Origin of the sequence: Kitasatospora acidiphila (assembly GCF_006636205.1) — a bacterium.
Taxonomy (GTDB): Bacteria; Actinomycetota; Actinomycetes; order Streptomycetales; family Streptomycetaceae; genus Kitasatospora; species Kitasatospora acidiphila.
On the sequence record NZ_VIGB01000003.1, the window covers coordinates 7801692 to 7825590 of the forward strand.

The 23899-nt window shown below is 72.4% G+C and carries 19 protein-coding genes and 4 pseudogenes; 18 read left to right on the top strand and 5 right to left on the bottom strand.

The features are described 5' to 3' along the window. Window positions 1-114: 114 nt before the first annotated feature. On the top strand, window positions 115-1764 hold the full coding sequence (locus E6W39_RS36835) for a carboxylesterase/lipase family protein (protein WP_141637154.1): 1650 nt from the start codon (window positions 115-117) through the stop codon (window positions 1762-1764). An 81-nt stretch (window positions 1765-1845) separates the two neighbouring features. Here E6W39_RS36835 and E6W39_RS43800 read toward each other — a convergent pair. The 4 genes and pseudogenes from E6W39_RS43800 to E6W39_RS36845 form a co-directional block, all read right to left on the bottom strand. After that, window positions 1846-1935: pseudogene (locus E6W39_RS43800) on the bottom strand (AMP-binding enzyme); the annotation flags it as partial. Beyond that, the gene (locus E6W39_RS43805; protein WP_323809170.1) at window positions 1917-2405 is read right to left on the bottom strand and encodes an AMP-binding protein; all 489 of its coding nucleotides are present in this window, start codon (window positions 2403-2405) and stop codon (window positions 1917-1919) included. The pseudogene E6W39_RS43800 and the gene E6W39_RS43805, both read right to left, overlap by 19 nt. 68 nt (window positions 2406-2473) lie before the next feature. Further along, window positions 2474-3235 (bottom strand): annotated as a pseudogene (locus tag E6W39_RS43810) (AMP-binding protein); the annotation flags it as partial. Next, complete coding sequence (locus tag E6W39_RS36845; protein WP_181799622.1) at window positions 3220-3660, bottom strand: ketoreductase domain-containing protein; 441 nt, start codon at window positions 3658-3660, stop codon at window positions 3220-3222. The pseudogene E6W39_RS43810 and the gene E6W39_RS36845, both read right to left, overlap by 16 nt. 154 nt (window positions 3661-3814) lie before the next feature. Here E6W39_RS36845 and E6W39_RS36850 point away from each other — a divergent pair, with 154 nt between their 5' ends. From E6W39_RS36850 to hypE, 15 genes and pseudogenes are all read left to right on the top strand, one after another. Then, window positions 3815-5632: an enoyl-CoA hydratase-related protein gene (locus E6W39_RS36850; protein WP_141637156.1), complete on the top strand. Its 1818-nt coding sequence runs from the start codon at window positions 3815-3817 to the stop codon at window positions 5630-5632. Beyond that, window positions 5629-6690: an NADH-quinone oxidoreductase subunit B family protein gene (locus E6W39_RS36855; protein ID WP_141637157.1), complete on the top strand. Its 1062-nt coding sequence runs from the start codon at window positions 5629-5631 to the stop codon at window positions 6688-6690. The genes E6W39_RS36850 and E6W39_RS36855 overlap by 4 nt, the downstream gene beginning before the upstream one ends. An 85-nt stretch (window positions 6691-6775) precedes the next feature. Further along, window positions 6776-8560 carry a nickel-dependent hydrogenase large subunit gene (locus E6W39_RS36860; protein WP_141637158.1) on the top strand — a complete coding sequence of 595 codons (1785 nt, stop codon included), beginning with the start codon at window positions 6776-6778 and terminating at the stop codon, window positions 8558-8560. Then, window positions 8557-9060 (top strand): NifU family protein, encoded by a 504-nt coding sequence (locus tag E6W39_RS36865; RefSeq protein WP_141637159.1) that lies wholly within the window; start codon window positions 8557-8559, stop codon window positions 9058-9060. The genes E6W39_RS36860 and E6W39_RS36865 overlap by 4 nt, the downstream gene beginning before the upstream one ends. Beyond that, window positions 9057-9658, top strand: a pseudogene (locus E6W39_RS36870) (DUF5947 family protein). The gene E6W39_RS36865 and the pseudogene E6W39_RS36870 overlap by 4 nt, the downstream one beginning before the upstream one ends. Further along, window positions 9655-10302 (top strand): DUF6084 family protein, encoded by a 648-nt coding sequence (locus E6W39_RS36875; protein ID WP_141637160.1) that lies wholly within the window; start codon window positions 9655-9657, stop codon window positions 10300-10302. Before E6W39_RS36870 ends, E6W39_RS36875 begins: the two are co-directional and overlap by 4 nt. Continuing rightward, window positions 10299-11753, top strand: a complete 1455-nt coding sequence (locus E6W39_RS36880) for a hypothetical protein (RefSeq protein ID WP_141637161.1) — start codon at window positions 10299-10301, stop codon at window positions 11751-11753. Before E6W39_RS36875 ends, E6W39_RS36880 begins: the two co-directional genes overlap by 4 nt. Further along, complete coding sequence (locus tag E6W39_RS36885; protein ID WP_141637162.1) at window positions 11750-12289, top strand: hydrogenase maturation protease; 540 nt, start codon at window positions 11750-11752, stop codon at window positions 12287-12289. The genes E6W39_RS36880 and E6W39_RS36885 overlap by 4 nt, the downstream gene beginning before the upstream one ends. A 14-nt stretch (window positions 12290-12303) precedes the next feature. Next, a complete protein-coding gene (locus tag E6W39_RS44385) occupies window positions 12304-12408 on the top strand; it encodes a DUF6893 family small protein (protein ID WP_407658568.1) in 105 nt (34 codons plus the stop codon). 135 nt (window positions 12409-12543) lie between these two features. After that, window positions 12544-12936, top strand: a complete 393-nt coding sequence (locus tag E6W39_RS36890) for a hydrogenase maturation nickel metallochaperone HypA/HybF (protein ID WP_141637163.1) — start codon at window positions 12544-12546, stop codon at window positions 12934-12936. Between the two features lie 3 nt (window positions 12937-12939). Beyond that, complete coding sequence (gene hypB, locus E6W39_RS36895; RefSeq protein WP_141637164.1) at window positions 12940-13719, top strand: hydrogenase nickel incorporation protein HypB; 780 nt, start codon at window positions 12940-12942, stop codon at window positions 13717-13719. Beyond that, window positions 13716-16052, top strand: a complete 2337-nt coding sequence (hypF, locus tag E6W39_RS36900) for a carbamoyltransferase HypF (RefSeq protein ID WP_228718565.1) — start codon at window positions 13716-13718, stop codon at window positions 16050-16052. Before hypB ends, hypF begins: the two co-directional genes overlap by 4 nt. Window positions 16053-16082: 30 nt before the next feature. Beyond that, entirely contained in the window at window positions 16083-16400 is a 318-nt protein-coding gene (locus E6W39_RS36905) for a HypC/HybG/HupF family hydrogenase formation chaperone (RefSeq protein WP_141637165.1), read from the top strand. Next, complete coding sequence (gene hypD / locus E6W39_RS36910; protein WP_141637166.1) at window positions 16397-17539, top strand: hydrogenase formation protein HypD; 1143 nt, start codon at window positions 16397-16399, stop codon at window positions 17537-17539. Before E6W39_RS36905 ends, hypD begins: the two co-directional genes overlap by 4 nt. A gap of 85 nt (window positions 17540-17624) precedes the next feature. Then, window positions 17625-18614, top strand: coding sequence for a hydrogenase expression/formation protein HypE (gene hypE / locus E6W39_RS36915; RefSeq protein ID WP_181799739.1), 990 nt, complete (start codon window positions 17625-17627; stop codon window positions 18612-18614). Window positions 18615-18954: 340 nt separating this feature from the next. Here the strand turns inward: hypE and E6W39_RS36920 are convergent. Next, window positions 18955-20273: pseudogene (locus E6W39_RS36920) on the bottom strand (COG1470 family protein). A gap of 204 nt (window positions 20274-20477) precedes the next feature. Here E6W39_RS36920 and E6W39_RS36925 point away from each other — a divergent pair. Both E6W39_RS36925 and E6W39_RS36930 read left to right on the top strand, forming a co-directional pair. Then, window positions 20478-21200: a helix-turn-helix transcriptional regulator gene (locus E6W39_RS36925; protein ID WP_141637168.1), complete on the top strand. Its 723-nt coding sequence runs from the start codon at window positions 20478-20480 to the stop codon at window positions 21198-21200. Window positions 21201-21358: 158 nt separating this feature from the next. After that, on the top strand, window positions 21359-23857 hold the full coding sequence (locus E6W39_RS36930) for a DUF11 domain-containing protein (RefSeq protein ID WP_228718566.1): 2499 nt from the start codon (window positions 21359-21361) through the stop codon (window positions 23855-23857). The last annotated feature ends 42 nt before the right edge of the window (window positions 23858-23899 follow it).

Here is a 23899-nt window from a genome sequence, read left to right on the forward strand (position 1 = left end):
GATCCACGGCTCCACCCGCCGGGTTGATTCCCCGGGCTCCCCGATCGCGCATGCTGGAGGCAGCTGAGGACCAGTCAGGTCCTCCGGTCAGCGGGTGCGAGAGGGGCGTGCGTCATGGTCCGGACGGCCATCGGCAAGGCGACGGGAGCGGTGGCGGCCGCGCTCACACTGCTCGTGGGAGGCCTGCTCGGCGCGGCCGGCCCGGCCGCCGCCGACCCCGGCGGTGTTGCGAGCGTGGCCGGCGGGCGCGACTGCCTCGCCCGGACCGGGTTCGGGCGGGTGCAGGGCGTGGCCCAGGGCGCGGTCTGCGCCTACCTCGGCGTGCCGTACGCGGCGCCGCCCACCGGTGCCCGGCGGTTCCGCCCGCCTGCCCCGCCGCTGTCCTGGCAGGGCACCCTGGCGGCGACCACGGCCAAGCCGGGGTGCCCGCAGGACCTGGCCGCCGGCCCCGGAGTCGGCACAGAGGACTGCCTGTACACCCAGATCTGGCAGCCGCGTACCGGCGGCACGCACAGACCGGTCATGGTGTTCCTGCACGGCGGCGCGGACGAGTTCGGTGCCGCCAGCGAACCGGTCTTCGACGGCTCGGCGCTGGCCGCGCGCGGCGATGCGGTCGTGGTCAGCGTCGACTACCGGCTCGGGCTGCTCGGCTGGACCGAACTCGGTGGCCTGGATCCGCGCTATGCCGGCTCCGGGAACAACGGGCTGCGCGACGAGATCGCGGCGCTCACCTGGGTGCAGGGGCATATCCGGGCGTTCGGCGGGGACCCGGGGCGGGTCACGGTCTTCGGGGAGTCGGAAGGCGCGATCTCGATCTCCGCGCTGCTGGCCGGCGACCACCCAGAGCGGCTGTTCCAGCGCGCCATCCTGGAGAGCGGCCCGGGCTATCTCGTACACGACCACCAGTACGCGCAGGACGCCGCCGCGCATGTGCTGGCCGCCGGGAACGTCACCAGCATCGCGCAACTGGACGCGATGAGCACCGCGCAACTGCTCCAGATCCAACAGAAGGCCCAGCAGGGGATCTCGGGAGCGGCCAGCGCGCTCTTCTTCGGTCCGTCGATCGACGGCACCCTGATTCCAGGGCCGGTGGTGGAGCGGATCGCGGCCGGCAGTGCCCGCCGGGTCGACCTGCTGCTCGGCACCAACGAGAACGAGACCGATTACTGGGCGCTCTTCGACCCCCGCGTGTTGGACCTGTCGCTGTCCGCCTACCGCACCTTCCCGAGAGTGCTGGCCGACCGGAAGCAGCAGATGTACCAGGTGTACGCGACCGACCGGCCGGACCTGCCGCCGGGCCGGGTGGTCAACGCCATGCTCACCGACCAGGTCTTCCGCGTGCCCACGCTGCGGATGGCCGAGGCACAGGACCGCTGGCGGCCCACCCATGTCTACCAGTTCGACTGGCACGTCCCCCATGTCGCGGGGCTGCCCGAGGCCCAGAACCTCGGCGCCATGCACACCGAGGAAGTGCCCTTCGTCCTCGGCAACCTGGACCTCGACGCCTATCCGCGCGGTGCCGCGACGCTGGCCGCCGAGCGGCCGCAACTCACCGCGCTCTCGCAGGACATGATGGACGCCTGGTCCGGATTCGCCCGCACCGGTTCGCCGGGCTGGTCGAGCTACACCCCGGTGGAGCGGGCCACCAAGATCTGGGACGTGCCCGAGCGACTGCAGCTCGGGCCGCAGGACGACGAACGCGTGCTGTGGGACGACTACTCCTTCCCCGATTGGAACTTCGAGGCCTGGCAACCGCAGGGCTGAGCAGGACCGGGCCCTCCCGCCGGTCGGGATCTTGAAGTCGGCGAGCCGGTTGCGCAGGAACGCCATCAGCTCCCGGGGCCGCACCGCCGCCTGGTCCCGCACCACGACGAAGGCGTGCAGTGCCTCGCCCCAACGCTCGTGCGGCTTGCCGATCACCGCCGAGTCGAGCACGGCCGGGTGGTCGGCGAGCGCGTTCTCGATCTCGGCCGGGTAGACGTTCTCGCCGGCCACGATGACGACGTCCTTGATCCGGTCGCGCAGGTACACGAAGCCGTCGGCGTCCAGATAGCCGGCGTCACCGGTGTGCAGCCAGCCGTCGACCAGGGTCTCGGCAGTGGCCTCGGGAGCCCGCCAGTACCCGAGCATCCGGCCGGGCGTGCGCAGGCAGATCTCGCCGCTCGCGCCGGTCGGCAGCTCCTGGCCCGCCCGGTCGACCACCTTGACCGCGAATCCGGGGTACGGCCGAAGAAGCTGCGGTGCGCAAGCACCACGCCCTTGGGCAGGCCGGTGGTGCCGCTGGTGTAGAGCTGCACCACCTCGTCGTCGGGTCCGGCATCCGAGGCCAGGTCGGCCGCGGACTCACCTTCGCGCCAGGCCAGGAAGCCGGCGCCCGGTCCGTCCGGGCCGTCCAACTCCACCACCGCGCGGGCGGCTGTTCGAGCGCAGCGGCGGCCTGGGAGGCGATCGGCCGGAAGTCGTCCTCGACGAACAGCAGGACGGCTGCGGAGTCCCGCAGGATGTGGCCGACCTCGGTGGCCGTCAGACGCCAGTTGACCGGGACCAGCACCGCGCCGCTCTTGGCGCAGGCGAACAGCAGGTCGTAGTAGTGCTCCGACTCCCGTCCGAGGTAGGCCACCCGGTCGCCGGGCCGGATCCGGGCGGTGAGCAGGGCCCGCGCCGTCCGATTGCTCGCCCGGTGCAGTTCTGCATGGCTGACCGTCCGCTCCTGGATGACCAACGCGCATGCATCGGGCCGGTGTTCGGCGTGGAACGCGGGAATGGCCGCCAGCGTGCCGAGTTCGGGGAAGTACCGCATGTGCCTTCTCTCAGTCCTGTCCGGCCTCGGCCGCGCTGCCCTGGTCCCAGTGCGCGGCGAGGTACTCGGCGACGCCGCGCACCGACGGCGACTCGAGAGCAGCTCCAGCCGCTCGAACTGCAGCAGCCCGGCCACTTCGGCCCGCACCAACTCGGTGATCTCCAGCAGCCGTTCGTCGGCCGGCAGGGACCGAAGAGCACTCAGATCGGTGTGCCGGACCGGTGCCGGGGCGGCCGTGGACACCCGCTGGTAGAGGCCCTCCCGCCCTGGGCGGCCGGCGGCCAGCAGGTCCCAGTCGCACCGTCCTACGATGGCCGTCGGTTCCGCACCGCCGAGCAGGGTCAGCAGCGCGGCACCGCCCTCGGCCGGGGTGAGCGGACTGACGCCGCCGCGCTCCAGGGCGACCAGTCGGTCCGTGCTCAGCGCGGCCGCCATGCCGACCTCGGCCCAGGGGCCCAGTCGACGGCGAGACCCGGCAGCCCGGCGTCCACCCGCCGGACCATGAGCTCGTCCAGGAAGGCGTTGCCCGCCGCGTAGTTGGCCTGACCGACCGGACCGATCACCGCCGAGAGCGAGGAGAAGCCCACGAAGAACCGCAACTCGGGGAAACCCGCCAGGGCTTGGTCCAGCAGGAGGGTGCCGTAGACCTTCGACTCGAACACCGAGTCCAGGTGCTCCCAGGTCATCCCGCTGATCGGCACATCGGCGAGGGCGCCGGCCGCGTGGACCAGGCCGCCGAGCGGCCGTCCGCTCTCCCGTACCGCCGCCATGATCCGCGCCACGCCGTCCGCGGTGCCGACGTCCGCCTGAACGGTCGCGACGGTCGCACCGAGCGCGCGCAGTGTTCGCACGGCTGTCATGCGGCCATGGCACCGGAACCCCCCCCGCTGAGCCGGATGGGCTCGCGCCATCGGGTGAGCTGACGGACTGTCGGCACGCTGCGGCGAGCGGGCCGGTTGACGATCGGCGCAAGGCTGAGCCCGCCCCCTCCTAGCGGCCGGCCGGGAGGTTGTCATGCGGATCCTGCTCGTCGCGTCGGCGTTCAACAGTCTCACCCAGCGCACCTTCGCGGAACTCGCCGACCGGGGACACTGGTTGGAGGTCGCGGTACTGGCCGGCGACCCGGCCCGGCGTGATCGCACACTGCGTGCCGCCGTGGCGCGCCATCGGCCCGAGCTGGTCGTCGCACCGATGCTGAAGAGCGCCCTCCCGGCGGACGTCTGGTCCGAGCACACCTGTCTGATCGTGCACCCGGGGCCGCCGGGCGACCGCGGGCCGTCGTCGCTGGACTGGGTGATCGAGGAAGGCGCGCCGGAGTGGGGCGTGACGGTCCTGCAGGCCAACGCCGAGATGGACGCCGGCGCCGTCTGGTCCTCGGTGTCCTGCCCGGTGCCGCCGGTCGGCAAGAGCGACCTCTACCGCAACGAGGTGTCGGACGCCGCGCTGCGCGCCCTGCTGCTCGCCGTCGACCGCCATGCCGCAGGCGACTGGGAGCCGCACCGGCAGCGTGCCGAAGCGGCCGTGATCAGGCCGTACTTCGAGCAGGCGCGCCGCCGGATCGACTGGCAGCACGACCCGACCGAGGCGGTGCTGCGCAAGCTGCGCGCCGCCGCCTCCCAGCCGGGTGTGCTGGACCAACTCCTGGGCCGTGAATGGTACTTGCACGGCGGTCACCCGGAGGCGGAACTACGGGGCACACCAGGGGAGTTGCTGGCCACCCGGGCGGGCGCGGTGTGCCGGGCGACCAGTGACGGCGCGGTCTGGATCCCGGAGCTGCGAGCCCGGCGGCAGCCGGGGGAGCCGCCCCCGGTCAAGCTGCCCGCCGCCGTGGCGCTCGCCGACCGGATCGCCGAGCTGCCGACCTCCCCGGTGCCGCCGGACGCCCCCGACGGGCGCTGGCGCGACATCCGCTACCGCGAGCACGGCCCGGTCGGGGTGCTCTCCTTCACCTTCCCCGGCGGCGCGATGAGCACCGACCAGTGCCGCCGCCTGCTGGCCGCCTACCGGCAGGCGTGCGCCCGGCCGACCACGGTGCTGGTGCTGGGCGGCGACCGGGACTTCTTCTCCAACGGCATCCACCTGGGAGTGATCGAGGCCGCCGCCGACCCGGCCCAGGAGTCCTGGGACAACCTCAACGCCATGGACGACCTGGTGGAGGCCGTGCTGACCACCACCGACCGGCTGGTGGTGGCGGCGCTGGGCGGCAACGCGGCGGCCGGCGGGGTGATGCTGGCGCTGGCGGCCGATCAGGTGTGGTGCCGCGACGGCGTGGTGCTCAACGCGCACTACCGGTTGATGGGTCTGTACGGCTCCGAGTACTGGACGTATCTGCTGCCGCGCCGGGTGGGTGCCACCACGGCGACCCGGCTGGTCGACCGGGCGCTGCCGGTCAGTGCCGCCGCCGCGCAGCGGCTCGGGCTGGCGGACGAGCTGGTGCCGTGCACGCCGCAGGACTTCGCCGCCGCGGTGGTGGACCGGGCGGTGCGGCTCGCCACGACCGGCTCGGTGGTCACCGCCCGGATCGCCGCGAAGAAGGCGGTCCGCGAGGCCGACGAGGCGGTGCGCCCGCTGGCCGCCTACCGCGCGGCGGAGCTGGAGCGGATGCACCGGATCTTCTTCGACCCGGCCGCGCCCTACCACCGGCTCCGCCGGGCCTTCGTCCGAAAGGAACCGCAGACCGGAGCAGCGACCGGACCGCGAATCTCGTCACCATCGGTAGCCGGCGTCACCGGATTGGCTGCGCTCGGTGACGCTTCGGAGCCTGATAGGCCGGAGGCTGGTGAGGACACCCGCTCACTCGTCTCCCACCTCCCCGAGGAGGCCACCCCATGACCGACACGACCACGGCGCCGACCGCCACCGAGGAGCCGGTGATCCACGTCCTCTGGATCAACGCCGGCCTGAGCTGTGACGGCGACTCCGTCGCACTGACCGCGGCCACTCAGCCGACCATCGAGGAGATCGCACTCAGCGCGCTGCCGGGCCTGCCGAAGATTGCGGTGCACTGGCCGCTGATCGACTACGAGTGCGGTCCGGTACAGGGAGCCGACACCTTCATCGAATGGTTCTTCAAGGGCGAACGCGGCGAGATCGATCCGTTCGTCCTGGTGGTCGAGGGGTCGATCCCCAATGAGTCGATCAAGAAGGAGGGCTACTGGTGCGGGTTCGGCGACGACCCCGCCACCGGCCAGCCGATCACCACCAGCGAGTGGCTGGACCGGCTGGCGCCCAAGGCCCTGGCCGTGGTGGCGATCGGCACCTGCGCCACCTACGGCGGCATCCACGCGATGTCGGGCAACCCGACCGGTGCCATGGGCGTGCCCGACTACCTGGGCTGGGACTGGAAGTCCAAGGCGGGCATCCCGATCGTCAACGTGCCCGGCTGCCCGATCAAGCCCGACAACTTCGCCGAGACCCTGGTCTACCTGCTGCACCAGGCCGCCGGGTCGGCCCCGATGATCCCGCTGGACGAACAGCTGCGCCCCGCTTGGCTGTTCGGCGCGACCGTGCACGAGGGCTGCGACCGGGCCGGCTACTACGAGCAGGGCCAGTTCGCCGACGCCTACGACTCGCCGCAGTGCCTGGTGCGGCTGGGCTGCTGGGGCCCGGTGGTGAAGTGCAACGTCCCCAAGCGCGGCTGGATGGACGGCCTCGGCGGCTGCCCCAACGTCGGCGGCATCTGCATCGGCTGCACGATGCCCGGGTTCCCCGACAAGTTCATGCCGTTCATGGACCAGCCGCCCGGTGCGACGGTCTCCACCAACGCCAGTGGCATCTACGGCGTACTGATCCGCAGGCTGCGGTCGATCACCGTCGACACGCTGGACAAGGAGCCCAGGTGGCGCCACACCGGCCAGAAGCTGACCACCGGTTACCGCAAGCCCTGGTGAGTACCCCCGCGTAGCACCGGCGCGGGGCGGCCGGCCCGCCCCGCGCTGTTCCCCGACCGACTTGATGAAGGGCACGGCAGACACGATGGCACCGACGACGAAGGCGGCCGGCGACGGCAGCGGCTTGGTGGAGATGTCCTGGGATCCGATCACCCGGATCGTGGGCAGCCTCGGCATCCACACGAAGATCGACTTCAAGCAGAAGCGGGTCGCCGAGTGCTACAGCACCTCGTCGGTCTTCCGGGGGTACAGCGTCTTCATGCGCGGCAAGGACCCGCGCGACGCGCACTTCATCACCAGTCGGATCTGCGGCATCTGCGGCGACAACCACGCCACCTGCTCGGTGTACGCGCAGAACATGGCGTACGGGGTGAAGCCGCCGCACCTCGGCGAGTGGCTGATCAACCTCGGCGAGTCGGCCGAGTACATGTTCGACCACAACATCTTCCAGGAGAACCTGGTCGGGGTGGACTACTGCGAACGGATGGTCAAGGAGACCAACCCCGGGGTCCTCGAACTCGCCGAGCGCACCCCGGCCCCGCACGCCGGCGACCACGGCTACAAGACCATCGCCGACATCATGCGCTCGCTCAACCCGCTGGAGGGCGAGTTCTACCGGGAGGCGCTCCAGGTCAGCCGCTACACCCGGGAGATGTTCTGCCTGATGGAGGGCCGCCATGTGCACCCCTCCACGCTCTACCCGGGCGGCACCGGCACCATCGCCTCGGTGCAGCTCTTCACCGACTACCTGAGCCGCCTGATGCGCTACGTCGAGTTCATGAAGCGGGTGGTGCCGCTCCACGACGACCTGTTCGACTTCTTCTACCAGGCGCTGCCCGGCTACGAGGAGGTCGGCCGCCGGCGGGTGCTGCTCGGCTGCTGGGGCGCCCTCAACGACCCCGAGTACTGCGACTTCACCTACCGCAACATGACCGACTGGGGCCGGCGGATGTTCGTCACCCCCGGCGTGGTGGTGGACGGCAAGCTGGTCACCAACGACCTCACCCAGATCAACCTGGGCATCCGGATCCTGCTCGGCAGCTCCTACTACCAGGACTGGGAGGGCAAGGAGCAGTTCGTCACCCACGACCCGCTCGGCAACCCGGTCGACCCGCGCCACCCGTGGAACCAGCACACCATCCCGGCACCGCAGAAGCGGAACTTCGACGACAAGTACAGCTGGGTGATGTCGCCGCGCTGGTTCGACGGCAAGGACTACCTGCCGCTGGACACCGGCGGCGGCCCGATCGCCCGGCTCTGGTCGACCGCGCTCTCCGGCCTGGTGGACATCGGCTACATCAAGGCGACCGGTCACAGCGTGGTCATCAACCTGCCCAAGACGCTCACCAAGCCGGAGACCACCTTCGAGTGGAAGATCCCGCAGTGGAGCAACGCGCTGGAGCGCAACCGGGCCCGCACCTACTTCCAGGCCTACGCGGCCGCCGCCGCACTGCACTTCGCCGAGAAGGGCCTCGCCGAGGTGCGGGCCGGGCGCACCCGGACCTGGGAGAAGTTCGAGGTCCCCGACGAGGGCCTGGGCGTCGGCTTCACCGAGGCGGTCCGCGGCGTGCTCTCGCACCACCTGGTGATCCGCGACGGCAAGATCGCCAACTACCACCCGTACCCGCCGACCCCGTGGAACGCCAGCACCCGCGACACCTTCGGCACCCCGGGCCCGTACGAGGACGCCGTGCAGAACACCCCGATCTTCGAGGAGAACACCCCGGAGAACTTCAAGGGCATCGACATCATGCGGGCCGTGCGCAGCTTCGACCCCTGCCTGCCCTGCGGCGTCCACATGTACCTGGGTCAGGGCCGCAGCGTGCAGACCATGCACGTGCCCACCGGCCTGAGCGGACTGGGCGGATGAGCGCCCCCGTGCAGTCCGGGACGGACCCGGCGCGGACCGCGCGGCGGATCGAGGAACTGCTGGACCGGCTGTCCGGTGACCTGGAGGCGTCGGCGGCCGGCGAGCAACTGGTGGGCGCCCTCATGGAGTTCTACGGCGCGGGCCTGGCCAGGATCGTCGAACTGGTCGGCGCCGCCACGGTGAGCCGCACCCTGCTGGACGACGAGCTGGTGGCCCACCTGCTCGCCCTGCACGACCTGCACCCGGAGGAGCCGGCCGCCCGGATCGCCCGGGCGCTGGCCGGCCAGCCGGTCGAGGTGCTGGGATTCGACGAGGGCACCCTGCGGATCCGGGCCAGTGGCGGCGGGAGTTGCGGCTGCCCCAGCACCGCGGCCGCCACCCGTGAGGCGGTGGTGGCCGCGCTGGCCGGCCTGGCACCGGAGGTCACGGCGGTGGAGCTGGCCGCCGAGCCGCCGGCGCTGCTGCAGATCGGCACCCGCCCGCCGGGCAGCGGCTCATGACGGCGGGCCTGCGCCGCTTCCTGGCGCCCCGCGCCCCGAGCCGGAGCACTGCGCACTGTGCTCCGCCGCACTGTCCGAGTACGGCCACCGCCACCTGGTCGACACCGAGCGGCGCTCGCTGGCCTGCGCCTGCACCCCGTGCGGGCTGCTCTTCGAGCAGTCCGGCACCGGCCGCTACCGTGCCGTTCCGGACCGCTACCTGACTGACCGTCAGCTTCAACTGTCCTGGGAGCGCTTGCAGATCCCGGTCGGTGTCGCCTTCTTCTTCCGCAACAGCGACCTGGACCGGCTGGTCGCGCTCTATCCGGGCCCGGCCGGGGCCACCGAGAGCGAGCTTGACCCCGAGGCCTGGGAGGCGGTGCTGGCCGGGACCAGGCTGGCCGGCCTGCTGGAGCCGGACGTGGAGGCCCTGCTGCTGCGCCGCACCCGTGACGGCGTCTCCTGCTACCTGGTGCCGATCGACATCTGCTACCAGCTGGTGGGGCGAATGCGCCTGCACTGGAAGGGATTTGACGGCGGCTCCCGGGCCCAGGCCGAGCTGGCCGAGTTCTTCGACCGCGTCGCCGCCCGCGCCAAGGCACCGGAGGAGGTCGCATGACGCAGTTCAACTTCCAGTGCACCGGCGTCCGGGCCGACCGCTATGCCGCCGGACCCACCCTGGTGTTCCGGCTGCGGATCACCACCGAGCCGCAAGTCCGGGTCCACGCCCTGGCGTTGCGCTGCCAGTTGCGGATCGAACCGGCCCGGCGCGGCTACAGCGAGGACGAGGAAGCCGGGCTGGCCGACCTGTTCGGCGACCGGTCGCGCTGGGCCACCACCCTGAAGCCGCTGCGGTTCGCCGACATCGCGCTGATGGTCCCCGGGTTCACCGGCGAGGGCGAAGCGGATCTGGTGGTGCCGTGCAGCTACGACCTGGACATCGCCGCCAGCCGCTACTTCGACGCGCTGCGGGACGGCGACCTGCCGCTGCTGCTGCTCTTCTCCGGCACCGCGTTCACCGGGGCGGGCGGCTACCAGGTCGAGCCGGTGCCATGGGACCGGGAGGCGCGCCGCGCCGTGCCGGTCACGGTCTGGCGCGAGATGATCGACCAGCACTTCCCCGGCTGCGGCTGGCTGCGGCTGCCCCGCGACACCATGCGCGACCTGCTGGCCTACCGCTCCCGCCAGGCCCTGCCCAGCTGGGAGTCGACGGTCCGGCAGCTGCTCGCCGACGCCGACGCGGCACAGGGAGCCGTCCGATGACCGCGTCCGTGCTCACCCCGCAGATCGAGGCCCGCTTCGCCGCCGTCCGGCAGCTGGCCGACGCGGTGCTCTTCGAGGGATACGTGCTCTACCCGTACCGGGCCTCGGCGGCGAAGAACCGGCTGCGCTGGCAGTTCGGGGTGCTCGCACCGCCCGACTGGGGAGCCGGGCAGGGCGAGCACAGCAGCCAGCGCACCGAATGCCTGCTGGAGCCGCGCGGCGACGCCGTGCTCTTCGCGGAGCTGCGGTTCCTGCGCACCCAGCGGCGCACGGTGCAACGGGCCGACCCGCCGGGCTTTGTGACGGTGGCCGAACTGGAGCTGTCCGACCGGGTGTTGACGCCCTGGGACGAGGGCGTCGAGGAGCGGGTCCAACTCGTCCTGCCGATCGCCGACCTGGCGGAGCAGCCGCGGATCCTGCCGTTCTCCCGCCCCGCCGGGGAGGAGACGGAGGAGGTCAGGGGCCAGGGCGGCCGACTGGTCGGGCGCCTGATCCGCCGCCGCGCCGAGCTGACCGGCGAACTGCGGATCAGCTGCGTGGAACTCCCCGGACCTTACGCGGTGCGGAAGTTGACGGTCGAGGTGGCCAACACCGCCGACTGGCAGCCGGAACCGGACGCCGACCGGGAGGCCGCCCTGCCGCGCTCCCTGGTCTCCGCCCACCTGCTGCTCGGCCTGGACCGCGGCCGTTTCCTGTCACCCACCGACCCGCCCGAGTGGGCCAGGCCCGCCACCGCCGACTGCGCCAACGCCCACACCTGGCCGGTGCTGGCCGGTGAGCCGGGCAGCGGTGACCTGCTGCTCTCCGCACCGATCATCCTGGAGGACCACGCCGCGATCGCCCCGGAGAGCCCCGGCGTGCTCTACGACGCGCTGGAGATCGACGAGATCCTCACCCTGCGCACCGCGGCACTGACCGACCGGGAGAAGCGCGAGGCCCGGGGGACCGACGCCCGCGCCGCCGCGGTGATCGAGCTCGCCGACACCCTGCCGCCCCAAGTGCTGGAGCGCCTGCACGGGGCGGTCCGGTCGCTGCGCGAGATCACCGAACCGGCGGCGGCAGCCGACCCGGACGACGCGCTGCAGCGGCTGCTCTCGCCGGGCACCCCCTGGTGGGACCCGGAAGCCGACGCCAGCGTCGATCCGCAACGGGACACGGTGCTGGTGGACGGCCGAGCGGTCGGCGCCGGCAGCCGGGTGGTGCTGCGCCCCGGGCGGCGGCGCACCGATGCCCAGGACCTGTTCCTGCACGGCCGCGGCGCCCTGGTCGAGGCGGTGCTGCACGACGTGGACGGCGGCGTGCACCTGGCCGTCACCGTCGACGGCGACCCCGGCGCCGACATCCGCCGGGAGCAGGGCCGCTTCCTCTACTTCCAACCCGACGAAGTGGCCCTTCAGGCCGGTGAGGCGACCGTTCGGCCCGACGGGGCGACCCCGGTGGTGGAGACATGACCGGGGCGGCCAGGACCCTGGTCGCCGGGGTCGGCAACATCTTCCTCGGCGACGACGGCTTCGGCGTCGAGGTGGCCCGCCGGCTGGCGGCCGAACCGCTGCCCGAGCAGGTGGAGGTGGCGGACATCGGAGTCCGCGGCGTGCACTTCGCCTACCAGCTGCTGGACGGCTACGACACGCTCGTCCTGGTCGACGCGACCACCCGGGGCGGCGCGCCCGGCACGCTGTACCTGATCGAGCCGGACTGCGGCGCCCCCGTCGACCCGGACGCGGCGGTGCTGGACGGCCACCGGATGACCCCGGACGCGGTGCTGGGGCTGATCGGCTCGCTCTGCGCCGGCACCGGCACCGCGCCGCCGAGGCGGATCGCGGTGGTCGGCTGCGAACCGGCTTGCCTCGACGAGGGCCTCGGGCTCAGCGCACCGGTCGCGGGCGCGGTGCCGCGCGCCGTCGAGCTGGTCCACCGGCTGCTCGCAGCCGACGTTCCGGGCACCCCGCCCACCCAGACCGCGACCGGCGTGGCCGCGGACCGTTGAGAGGACGAATCCCGATGACGAAGTGCGTGTTCAAGGCGTTGGTCGTGGCCGGTCTGGCCTGGGCCGCCGTCCAGTTGGCACCGGACGTGAAGCGCTACATGCGGATCCGCGCCATGTGACGAACCGTCAGATCCCTGATCCGGCCTGGTCCGAACGGGCTATGGCGCGGCGCGGCAGCCGCACGGCGGTCGGCCCGGAGCCCTGTAATGGTCCAGCGCGGCCCCCGGACCAGCGGGCCGCGCGGGAAGGGCGCGATGCACGAGATGTCGATCGCCGTGGCCGTCGTCGGCCAGGTGGAGGAAGCCGCGCTGGCGGTCGGCGCCACCGCCGTCCGGTCGGTGCTGCTCCAGGTCGGTGAACTGGCCGGAGTGGTACCGGAGGCGCTCGACTTCTGCTTCCAGCTCGCCTGCGCCGACACCGTGCTGGCCGACTGCGAGCTGATCGTCGAAGCCGTGCCCGGGCGGGCCCGGTGCCGGCCCTGTGCGTCCGACTGGCCGGTCGGCCTGCCGCCGAGCCTGAGCTGCCCGCAGTGCGGCACACCCACCGCCGAACTGCTCGCCGGCCGCGAGCTGCAGATCGTCAGCGTGCGGTGGGAGGACGGCACCGCACCCACCGACACCCCCGAGCCCGACCTCCAGGAGTGCTGAGCCATGTGCCGTGTGGTCGACCTGCAGCAGGCGGTCCTCGCCAAGAACGACCTCGCCGCGCGGCGCCTGCGCGACCGGCTGGCGGTCCGCGGCACCACGGCCGTCAATCTGCTCTCCAGTCCGGGCAGTGGCAAAACCGCCCTGCTGGAAGCCGAGTTGACGATGGCCCGGCAGCGCGGCATCGGCGTGGCCGCCCTCACCGCCGACCTCGCCACCGAGAACGACGCCCAGCGGCTGGCCCGCTCCGGCGTGCCCGTCAAGCAGGTGCTGACCGACGGGCTCTGCCACCTGGAGGCCGAGATGCTGGCCGGCCACCTGGACGGCTGGCTGCCCGACACCACCGCGCTGCTCTTCGTGGAGAACGTCGGCAACCTGGTCTGCCCGGCCTCCTACCAGCTCGGTGAGTCACTGCGGGTGGCGTTGGCCTCGGTGACCGAGGGCGAGGACAAGCCGCTGAAGTACCCGACGGCATTCGGGCTCGCCAACCTGGTGGTGGTCACCAAGACCGACATCGCCGAGGCGGTCGGCTTCGACGAGGCCGCCTTCCGGGCCAATGTGCAGCAGATCAATCCGGGGGTGGAGATCCTGCTGACCTCCGCCCGGACGGGGACGGGCATCGGGCTGCTGCTGGAGCGCGCACTGGCGGTGCACGGGGGCGCCGACGTCCACCTGCCGGCGCTGGCCCGCAGTGCCCAGCCTGCCGAATCACTTGAGCACCATGACCACCATGGGCCGCATGAGCAGCACGGCCACCCGCACCCCGCCCCGGCGCCGACCAGGTGACGGCCGTTCAGCCCGCCGGTCTGGAGGCGGTGGAGCGCCGCCGGGTGACCGTCCAGGGAGTGGTGCAGGGCGTCGGCTTCCGGCCCTTCGTCTACAGCCTCGCCACCGGCCTGGGCCTGGCCGGACAGGTCGAGAACACGGGAGAGGGCGTGCTCGCCGAGGTCGAGGGCCCACCCGAGGCACTGACCCGGTTCTGCACCCTGCTCGCCGACCAGGCGCCGCCACTCGCGGTGGTCGACACCGTGCACTACGAGAGGCTGCCACCGCAGGGCACCGCGGGCTTCGCCATCCTCGCCTCGGGCCGCGCCGGGCAGGCCCGCACCCTGGTCGCACCCGACACCGCCACCTGCGCCGACTGCCTGGCCGAGCTCACCGACCCGGCCGACCGGCGCCACCGGCACCCGTTCATCACCTGCACGCACTGCGGTCCGCGCTTCACCATCGTCACCGGCCTGCCCTACGACCGGGCGATGACCACGATGGCCGACTTCCCGATGTGCGGGAGGTGCACCCGTGAGTACGCCGATCCGGCCGACCGGCGCTTCCACGCCCAGCCGATCGCCTGCCACGACTGCGGACCCCGGCTCCGACTGGTAACCCCCATGGGGGAAGCGGTCGTTGACGACCCGGTGGCCGAGGCCCGCCGCCTGTTGGGCGCCGGCGCGATCCTCGCGGTCAAGGGCCTCGGCGGCTACCACCTGGCCTGCGACGCCTGCGACCCGGCTGCCGTGGCCCGGCTGCGCCGTTGCAAGGCACGCGGGGACAAGCCGTTCGCGCTGATGGCCGCCGACCTGGCCGAGATCGCCGACCTGGTCCAGCTCGGGCCCGAGGAGACCGCGCTGCTCACCGGCAAGGTGCGGCCGATCGTGCTGCTGCGCCGGCGCCCCGGCGGCCCCTCGACGCTGCCGGCGGCGGTCGCCCCCGGCAGCCCCGACCTGGGCGTGATGCTTCCGTACACCCCGCTGCACCACCTGCTGCTCGGCCTGCCCGGTGACCCGCCGGGGCCGCGCCTGCTGGTGATGACCAGCGGCAACCTGTCCGGCGAGCCGATCGTCACCGACGACGCCGAGGCGCTGGAGGGGCTGGCCGGGCTGGCCGACGCCTGGCTCACCCACGACCGGCCGATCCAGGTGCCCTGCGACGACTCCGTGGTGCGGGTGTGCGACGGGCAGCAGCTGACCCTGCGCCGCTCCCGGGGCTACGCGCCGCTGCCGCTGACGCTGCCCTTCCCGGTCCCGCCCACCCTGGCGGTCGGCGGTGACCTCAAGAACGCGTTCTGCCTGGGCGAGGGGCGCCGGGCCTGGCTCTCCGGCCACATCGGCGACATGGACGACCTCGCCACCCAGCAGGCGTTCGCCCGGGCCGAGGAGCAGTTGGAGTCGATCACCGCCGTGCGGCCCGAACGGCTGGCGGCCGACCGCCACCCCGGCTACCGCTCCACCGGCTGGGCCAGGCGGCACGCCGGTGGGCGCCCGCTGCGGCTGGTCCAGCACCACCATGCGCACATCGCGGCCGCGATGGCCGAGAACGGGCTCGGCGTGGGCGAGCAGGTGATCGGCGTGGCCTTCGACGGCACCGGATACGGGGACGACGGCGCCGTCTGGGGCGGGGAGTTCCTGCTGGCCGGCTACCACCGGTTCCGGCGCCTCGCGCACCTGGGGTACGTGCCGCTGCCGGGTGGTGATGCGGCAGTCGAGCGCCCCTACCGGATGGCGCTGGCCCACCTCTGGGCGGCCGGCCTCCCGTGGGATCCGCGGCTGCCTGCGGTGAGCGCCTGTCCGCCCGATGAACTCAGGTTGCTAGAACGACAGTTGGAGCGCGACCTGAACTGCGTGCCGACCTCCAGCATGGGGCGGTTGTTCGACGCGGTCGCCGCCCTGGCCGGGGTCTGCCGGCAGGCCGGCTACGAGGCGCAGGCCGCCATCGAGTTGGAGGCCGCGGCAGTGGCGGCCGGCAGCACGGCCGCCAACTGCGGCTATGCCTTCGCCCGGCGCGCGGGCGATCCCGCGAGCGCCGACCCGGGGCCGGTAATCGCGGCCGTGGTCGCCGACCAACTGGACGGTGTTGAAGCCGAGTTGATCGCTGCCCGGTTCCACGAGGCGGTGGCCAGGCTGGTCCGGGACGTCTGCGTCGACGCCCGGCAGCACCACGGCCTGGGCCAAGTGGCGCTCAGCGGCGGCGTGTTCGCCAACGCGGTGCTGGCGGCCCGGTGCGCCGAGCTGCTGCGGGCCGACGGCTTCACAGTGCTGCGCCACCGGATGGTGCCGCCGGGCGACGGCGGGCTCGCGCTCGGCCAGCTGCTCGCGGCGGCTGCGGTGCCATCGGGGCACTGAGAGACCACGAACGGACAGAGGGAGAGGGCCATGTGTCTGGCGGTGCCCGGCAGAGTGCTGCGGATCGAGGAACGGGACGGCACCAGGATGGCGGACGTCGACTTCGGCGGCGTCATCAAGGAGGTGTGCCTGGAGTACCTGCCGGACCTGGAGGTGGGTGAGTACGCCATCGTCCACGTCGGGTTCGCGCTGCAGCGGCTGGACGAGGAGTCGGCCCGGCGGACGCTGGAGCTGTTCGCCGGACTCGGCATCCTCCAGGAGGAGTTCGGTGACCCCTGGGAGGCGGCCGTGGCCATGGACCGGCTCACCGGCGGGTCCGAGATCGGCGTGGGAGAGGCGGAGCGGTGAAGTACCTCGAGGAGTTCCAGAACCCCGAGCTGGCCCGGCGGCTGCTCGACGACATCCGCGCCACGGTCACCAGGCCGTGGGCGCTGATGGAGGTGTGCGGCGGCCAGACCCACACCATCATCCGCCATGGCATCGACCAACTGCTGCCCGACGAAGTGGAGTTGATCCACGGCCCGGGCTGCCCGGTGTGCGTCACCCCGTTGGAGGTGATCGACAAGGCGCTGGAGATCGCGAGTCGGCCCGAGGTGCTCTTCTGCTCCTTCGGCGACATGCTCCGGGTGCCCGGCACCGACCGCGACCTCTTCCGGGTCCGGGCCGAGGGCGGCGACGTCCGGGTGGTCTACTCGCCACTGGACGCGCTGCGGCTCGCCCAGCAGAACCCGGGCCGGGAGGTGGTCTTCTTCGGCATCGGCTTCGAAACAACCGCGCCGCCCAACGCCATGACGGTGTACCAGGCGAAGAAGCTGGGCATCCGCAACTTCAGCATGCTGGTCTCGCACGTCCGGGTGCCACCCGCCATCGAGGCCATCATGCGCTCACCCGACTGCCGGGTCCAGGGCTTCCTGGCCGCCGGCCACGTGTGCAGCGTGATGGGCGTCGGCGAGTACCCCGAACTCGCCGAGCGGCACCGGGTGCCGATCGTGGTCACCGGCTTCGAACCGCTGGACATCCTGGAGGGTGTGCGCCGCGCCGTGCGCCAACTGGAGTGCGGCGCCCACACGGTGGAGAACGCCTACCCGCGTGCCGTCCGCCCGGAGGGCAACCCCGCGGCGCAAGCCATGCTGGCCGACGTCTTCGAGGTCACCGACCGGGCCTGGCGCGGCATCGGGGTGATCCCGGACAGCGGCTGGCGACTCTCCGAGCGCTACCGGGAGTTCGACGCCGAGCAGCGCTTCGCGGTCGGCGGGATCCAGACCCGCGAGCCGGCCGCCTGCCGGGCCGGCGAAGTCCTGCAGGGCCTGCTGAAGCCGCACGAATGCGAGGCCTTCGGCACCACCTGCACCCCGCGCACCCCGCTGGGCGCCACCATGGTCTCCAGCGAGGGCGCCTGCGCCGCGTACTACCTGTACCGCCGACTGGACCTTCCGCAGGTCCGCATCGCCGCCCCGGCGGGCGTGGAGGCGAGCTCCGTTGTCTGACACCATCGAGACGCCGCCGGCCGAGCAGCCCGATCTCACCGCCTGGACCTGCCCGTTGCCGCTGCGCGACCAGACCCGCGTGGTGATGGGGCACGGCGGGGGCGGTGTGATGTCGGCCGAGCTGGTCGACCACGTCTTCGCGCCCGCGTTCGGCGGCCCGCTGCTGGCCGGGCTCGGCGACAGCGCCGTGCTGGAACTCGGCGGCGCCCGGCTGGCGTTCTCCACCGACTCCTTCGTGGTGCGCCCGCTCTTCTTCCCCGGCGGCAGCATCGCCGACCTCGCCGTCAACGGCACGGTCAACGACCTGGCGATGAGCGGTGCCCGAGCGGCCTACCTGTCCTGCGGGTTCATCCTGGAGGAGGGCCTGGAACTGCCGGTGCTGGGCCGGCTGGCCGAGGCGCTGGGCGCCGCCGCGCGGGCCGCCGGGGTCGAAGTGGCCACCGGTGACACCAAGGTGGTGGAGGCCGGGCACGGCGACGGCCTCTACATCAACACCGCCGGGATCGGCCTGGTGCCGGCCGGCGTCGACCTGCGACCCCAGCGGGTGGTCCCCGGCGATGTGGTGATCGTCAGCGGTGCGATCGGCCTGCACGGGGTGGCGATCATGAGCGTGCGCGAGGGGCTGGAGTTCGGCGCCTGCGTGGTGAGCGACTGCGCACCCCTGGGCGGCCTGGTCGAGGCGATGCTCGCGGTCACCCCCGACCTCCATGTGCTGCGGGACCCGACCCGTGGTGGTCTGGCCGCGGCGCTCAACGAGATCGCCGGTGCCGCCGGGGTCGGCGTGGTCGTTCAGGAACGCCAGGTTCCGGTACCGCCGCCGGTGGCCGGCGCCTGCGCCATGCTCGGCCTGGACCCGTTCTATGTGGCCAACGAGGGCAAGCTGGTCGCCTTCGTCCCGCGCGAGCACGCCGAGGCCGTGCTGGCGGCGATGCGCGCCCACCCGCTGGGTGCCGAGGCGGCCGTGATCGGCGAGGCGGTCGAGGCGCACCCCGGCATGGTGGTGGCCCGCACCGGGCTCGGCGGCACCAGAGTGATCGACCTGCCGCTGGGGGAGCAGCTGCCGCGGATCTGCTGAGGCACATGCCGCCTCGACACGCCGAAGTGCCCCAAGGGCAGCGGCCTCCTGATCGGTGAGGCCGCTGCCCTTTCGTGCATCGATCGCTGCCCGCTCGTGCGGCGCGGCTCGGCAAAAGTGCGGGTTCACCGGGTGTATGACGCAACATCAGGTGTGCGCCGGAGCACACCGGAGCGTGCTTGAGGGCACGCTGCTCGGCACATACTGTGGAATCATCAACTGTTGACACGAGCATGGTGTAGGAGCGCGAGTGCTTGGGGAGTGGTGTGTGCAGGAGATCCCTGTGCACCACTTCAATGCTTGAGTCCCAAGCCTTCACGCTCTACGCCTGCGGTCACTGTCAACGCTGGATATCGCTCATTTCTCCGCTGACGTTGAGCAGTTCGTGACACTGGGTTGCCTGCTTCCCCGAGGCGGGCGTGCCCGGCAGCTGGCAGGTCACGGTTGCCGTCACAGTTTGGTCCTCGGGGACCACGATGGGAGTCACCCAGTGGTAGTCCTGGTTCCGGAACGTCTCCAAGGCGATGGTGGTGATGGTCTGATTGCCGAACTTGATGGTCAACAGACCCTGGTCGCCCTGGAAGTTGGCGGCGACGATGTCGGTGATGCTGAAGACCTTGTTGTGCGGCACCTGGTAGGTGCCGGTCTTGGTGGCGTCACTGGCGGTCTGCACGTCGACCGTGCTGGAGCTCTGCAGGCCACTCCCGGAACGGGCTGGCCCGGGGCCGGATTGCCGCCGGTGCCCCCCGTGCCGCCGCCCGAACCGCCGCTGCTCGGCTGGCCGCTCGGTCGACCCTGGCCGCCGCCGGTCGTCGGGCCCGGGGCGGGCGCCCCGGCGGTGGGGGTCGCGGTGGCCGCCGCGGCCTGCTGGGCGACCGCTTGCTTGGCGGCCTGCTTGGCGGAGCTCTGCACGGTGGGCCGCACCAGCAGGAACCAGAGCAGCAGCAGCGCGAGCAGTGCCGCGAGCAGCGCGAGCAACCACTTGGGGAAGATCGAGAGCTGGACGAACTGCCCGTCCAGCGCCTGGCGTTGATCGCCGCCCTGGTCCTCGGCCGCGCCCTCCCGGGTCACGGCCACCTCGAAGTCCTTGGTGACCGGCTTGCCGAACCAGATCAACCGGCGGGTGCGGACCCGCAACCGGGTCTCGGCGGACTCGCCGGGCTCCAGTCGCAGCCGATCCGGGGCGACCGCGAGCCGCAGGTCCTCGCCGGCCTGCCCCGGGGCGAACAGTGCGGTGGTGGCCGCGTTCCCCAGGTTGCGCACCGACAACCGGTAGCGGGCCCGGAGCCAGCCACGCCGGCGCCGGGGCGCCAGCGCCGCACGCAGCTCATGGAACGGCGTGACGGTGACCACGGTCTCCGGAACGGCCACGAGTTCGGGACGCTCGGCGGGCAGCACCCTGATGCCGAGCGGGAAGTCGCCCGCCCGCACCTCGGGGGAGCGGGACGGCGCGAGCCGCACCGTCACCGTCTCGGACGTCCCCGGGTAGAGCGAGACCCGGGCCGGCTCGACCGTCGTCCACGGCGCGCAGTCGCCGACCACGTCCAGCGAGTACGCCTCGACGATGTCCGTCTCGTTGCGGATCGTCAGGGTCGTCGTCGCCACGCCTCCGGGCGACACCGTCAGGGCGGGATGGCCGAGTTCGGCGGGTGTGCTCATGCCGCGACGGTAAGGCCGACGGCCGCGTCGGCGAGAGAGACCGGCGGGCAAGACGCGGGCACGCGCCTTGCCCGCGCGAACCACCAACCCCTGCCCGTAGTTGATGCGTGACACCCCGGCGTCGCCCACAGCCGGCCCCGAACCGCGGTGGCCGGTCGGAACGCATGCGTGCGTTGACGCCGCAGAAGGAGAACGGAGCGGTAGATGACGTCGATCGAGACAACCCACGAGGCTGCCGCGGCACCACAGGTCGGCCGTGCCCGGATACCCGGACCATCGGCTGCCGCCGAGATACGCGTCAAGCCGAGCCGGGTGCAGGTGGCGGTGTACGCGGAGGACATCGTCCTGCACACCGGCATCGTCCAACAGCTGCGCCAGCGGCCGGAAGTGGAGCTGCTCACGGACGACGAGGCCCCGAAGGCGCAGGTGGCCCTGCTGGTGGTGGACCGGCTGACCGAGGCGGTGGCAGAGACGCTGCGCGGCCTGCGGCTCAGCACCTCCAGCCGGACCGGTCTCGTGGTCGGCAACTTCGAGGCCGGCGGGCTGCAGACCATCATCGAGTGCGGCGTCGCGGCCGTGCTGCGCAGGTCGGACGCCGACCAGGACCGGCTGGTGCACCTCATCACCGCCCTGGCCAACGGCGAGGGGGTGATGCCCGGGGACCTGCTCGGCAAGCTGCTCGACCGGGTCGGGAACCTGCAGCGTGCCCTGCTGGACCCACGGGGGCTGAGCCTGTCGACGCTGACGGCCCGTGAGGCGGAGATGCTCCGGCTGGTCGCCGACGGCTTCGACACCAGCGAGATCGCCGCGCAGACCTCCTACTCCGAACGCACCGTCAAGAACGTGCTGCACGAGATCACCACACGGCTGGGGCTGCGCAACCGCGCCCATGCCGTGGGCTACGCCATGCGCCACGGACTCATCTGACGGAACCTCAGGTGCCCACTGGGATTGCCCTTTGGGACACCGGCCGCTACCCCCGGCTCGGGTACCCGGGCTCTGTCCCCGGGCGCCCGGGCCGGGGAGACTGGCAGGAGCGCCGTCCTGCCAGTCTGTGAGGTTGAGTGTCTGTGAGATTTCATCTGTTGGGCACTCGCGGGTTTCCCCGGCCGGCCCTGGCCATACTGCTGGCCCTTGCCGCGGTCGTCCTGACGCTGGGCGCCGCGACCTTCGGCGCGCCGGCCGCGAGCCCGGGCCGGCCGGCGGCCGCGCCCGCACCGGACGTCGGCCGGGTCGTCTTCGCCGGCACCGACCACCGCAGCCTGTCCCGGGTCACCGGTACGGGGACGAGCACACCGCTGTTCGGGCCCGGCCCGCAGCACTTCGACACCCAGCCGTCGGCCCGTGGCGACCAACTGGTCTTCACCAGCCTGCGGGACGAGCCGCAGCCCCAGGTCTATCTGCGTGACCAGGCGGGCGCGGTGCACAAGCTCACCACCGGCATGGACACCGCCGACCCGACGCTGACCCCCGACGGAACCGCCGTGGTCTTCGACGCGCTGGAGCCCGGCGGCCGCGGCGGCGCACTCCAGCGCGACCTGTGGGCGGTCAACTCCGATGGCACCGGCCTGCGCAGGGTCACCGACACCTGGGCCAACGAGACCCATCCGACGGTTTCGCCCGACGGCCAGTGGATCGCCTACCAGTGCGACGCCGACCCGAACCACACCCAGATCTTCCTCGTCCGCTTCGACGGCACCGGGTCGCAGCAGCTCACCCATGTGACCACCGGCAGCGCCATCGAGCCGACCTGGAACCCGATCAACGACGCCGCGCACCGCGACCAGATCGTCTACACCTGGGACCAGGGCGGCACCACCGGGCCGCACCTGACGCTGACCTCGCCCACCGGCGGCGACAAGCCGTTCTTCCCGGGCACCGGCTCCACCTGGCAGACCGGGCAGGCCGCCTGGCTGCCCGACGGCAGCGGAGTGCTCTTCATGAGCCCCAACCTGTCCGACGGCACCCTGACCGCGACCCAGAACGTCTACCGCGCGCCGACCTGCTCCTGCACCCCGCCGCAACTGCTCTACACCTGCCCCCGGGCCCCGCAGACGCCCACCTGGCTGGGCCCCCTGGACGGCGGCGGGCCCGTCGTGGAGGAGACCAGCGCCGCCGCGCTGCACACCGCCGACGTGGAGGACGTCCGCCCCGACGGCACGGACCCGCGCGACCTGGGCATCAGCGTGCTCAATGAGGACCCGGCCGCCGACACCGACACCAACCCCGCGGACGACCCGCTGTTCAACCCCCATGCCGGCTACGACCCGTGGTTCGAGCGGCAGAGCTACACCCCGGACGGCCGCCAACTGGTGGCGACCCGCTTCGAGGACTCGCCCGCCGGCCGGATCGAACGGATCTGGCTGGCCGGCGCCGACGGCTCCAACCCGCAGCCGATGAACCTCGCCGGGCGCGGCCCGAACGACTGGGACACCGACCCGGCGTTCTCCCCGGACGGCAGCCTGATCGCCTTCACCAGGACCTCCCCCGGCGGCGTCGGGACGGCCGCCGGGCCGGCCCGGATCGTGATCGCGCGGGTGTCGACGGGCGAGATCGTCGGCACCATCGTGCCCCCGGAGGGCCAGCAGACCGCGTCCGAGGCCGAGCCCTCCTGGTCCACGGACGGCAAGTTGATCGCCTTCACCAGGACCGAGGTGATCAACGGCAACGGCGGCAACAGGCACATCATCACCGTGCCCGCCGACGCGCTCGGCCAGCAGACCGACCTCAGCCAGACCGCCTGCCCGGGCACCTGCAACGTCATCGACGACAGCCCCGTGATCTCACCGGACGGCCGGCGCATCGCCTTCAACCGCAAGGCCGGCGACGGCGGGCTCAACCAGCAGAACGGCCTGGTGGTCACCTCGACGACCGGCACCGGCTGCACGGTGATCCTGCCCGCCGGGCTCAGCCAGGACCCGAACGCCTGCAAGAACCCGATGCCCGACACCTCCGACACCGGGCCGTTCCAGCCGCGCGATGTCGCCTGGACGCCGAACGGCGCCCAGCTGGTGCTCACCTCCCGGCGGGCCCTGCCGGCCAACTCTCCCGAAGGACTCTCGACCTACGACTTCGCGAGCGGCAAGCTCACTCCGCTCGACTGGCGGTTGCCGGGGCGTCAGAAGGAGCCGAGCGTCCAGCAGTCGGTCGACCTGTCGCTCGGCGCACCGGCCAGCACGCCCTCGGTGCTGCCCGGTGGCACTACGACCGTGCCCGTCACGGTCACCAACCGCGGGCCGGCCCCCTCAGCGGGCACCGCCCTGACGGCCTCGGTGCCGGCGGGCGTCCGGCTCAGCGGACTGACCACCCCGGTGGGGCAGTGCGACGCCGCGGCCCTGCGCTGCGACCTCGGCACCCTGGCCCCCAATGCCACCGTTCAGGTGACCGCCACCGTCATCGGCATCCAGATCGGCAACCAGCAGCTCGGCTGGGCGCTGGCCGGGACGGTGGTCGACCCGAACCCCGGCGACAACTCGGCACAGACCATCGTCCCGGTCGTGTCTCCGTTCCCCCGCCCACCTCGGCGCCGCCCACGGTGGTGCCGCCCACACTATTGCCGCCCACGTCGGCGCCGCCCACGGTAGTACCGCCCACCTCGGCACCGCCGAGCCCACCGCCGGCCAAGG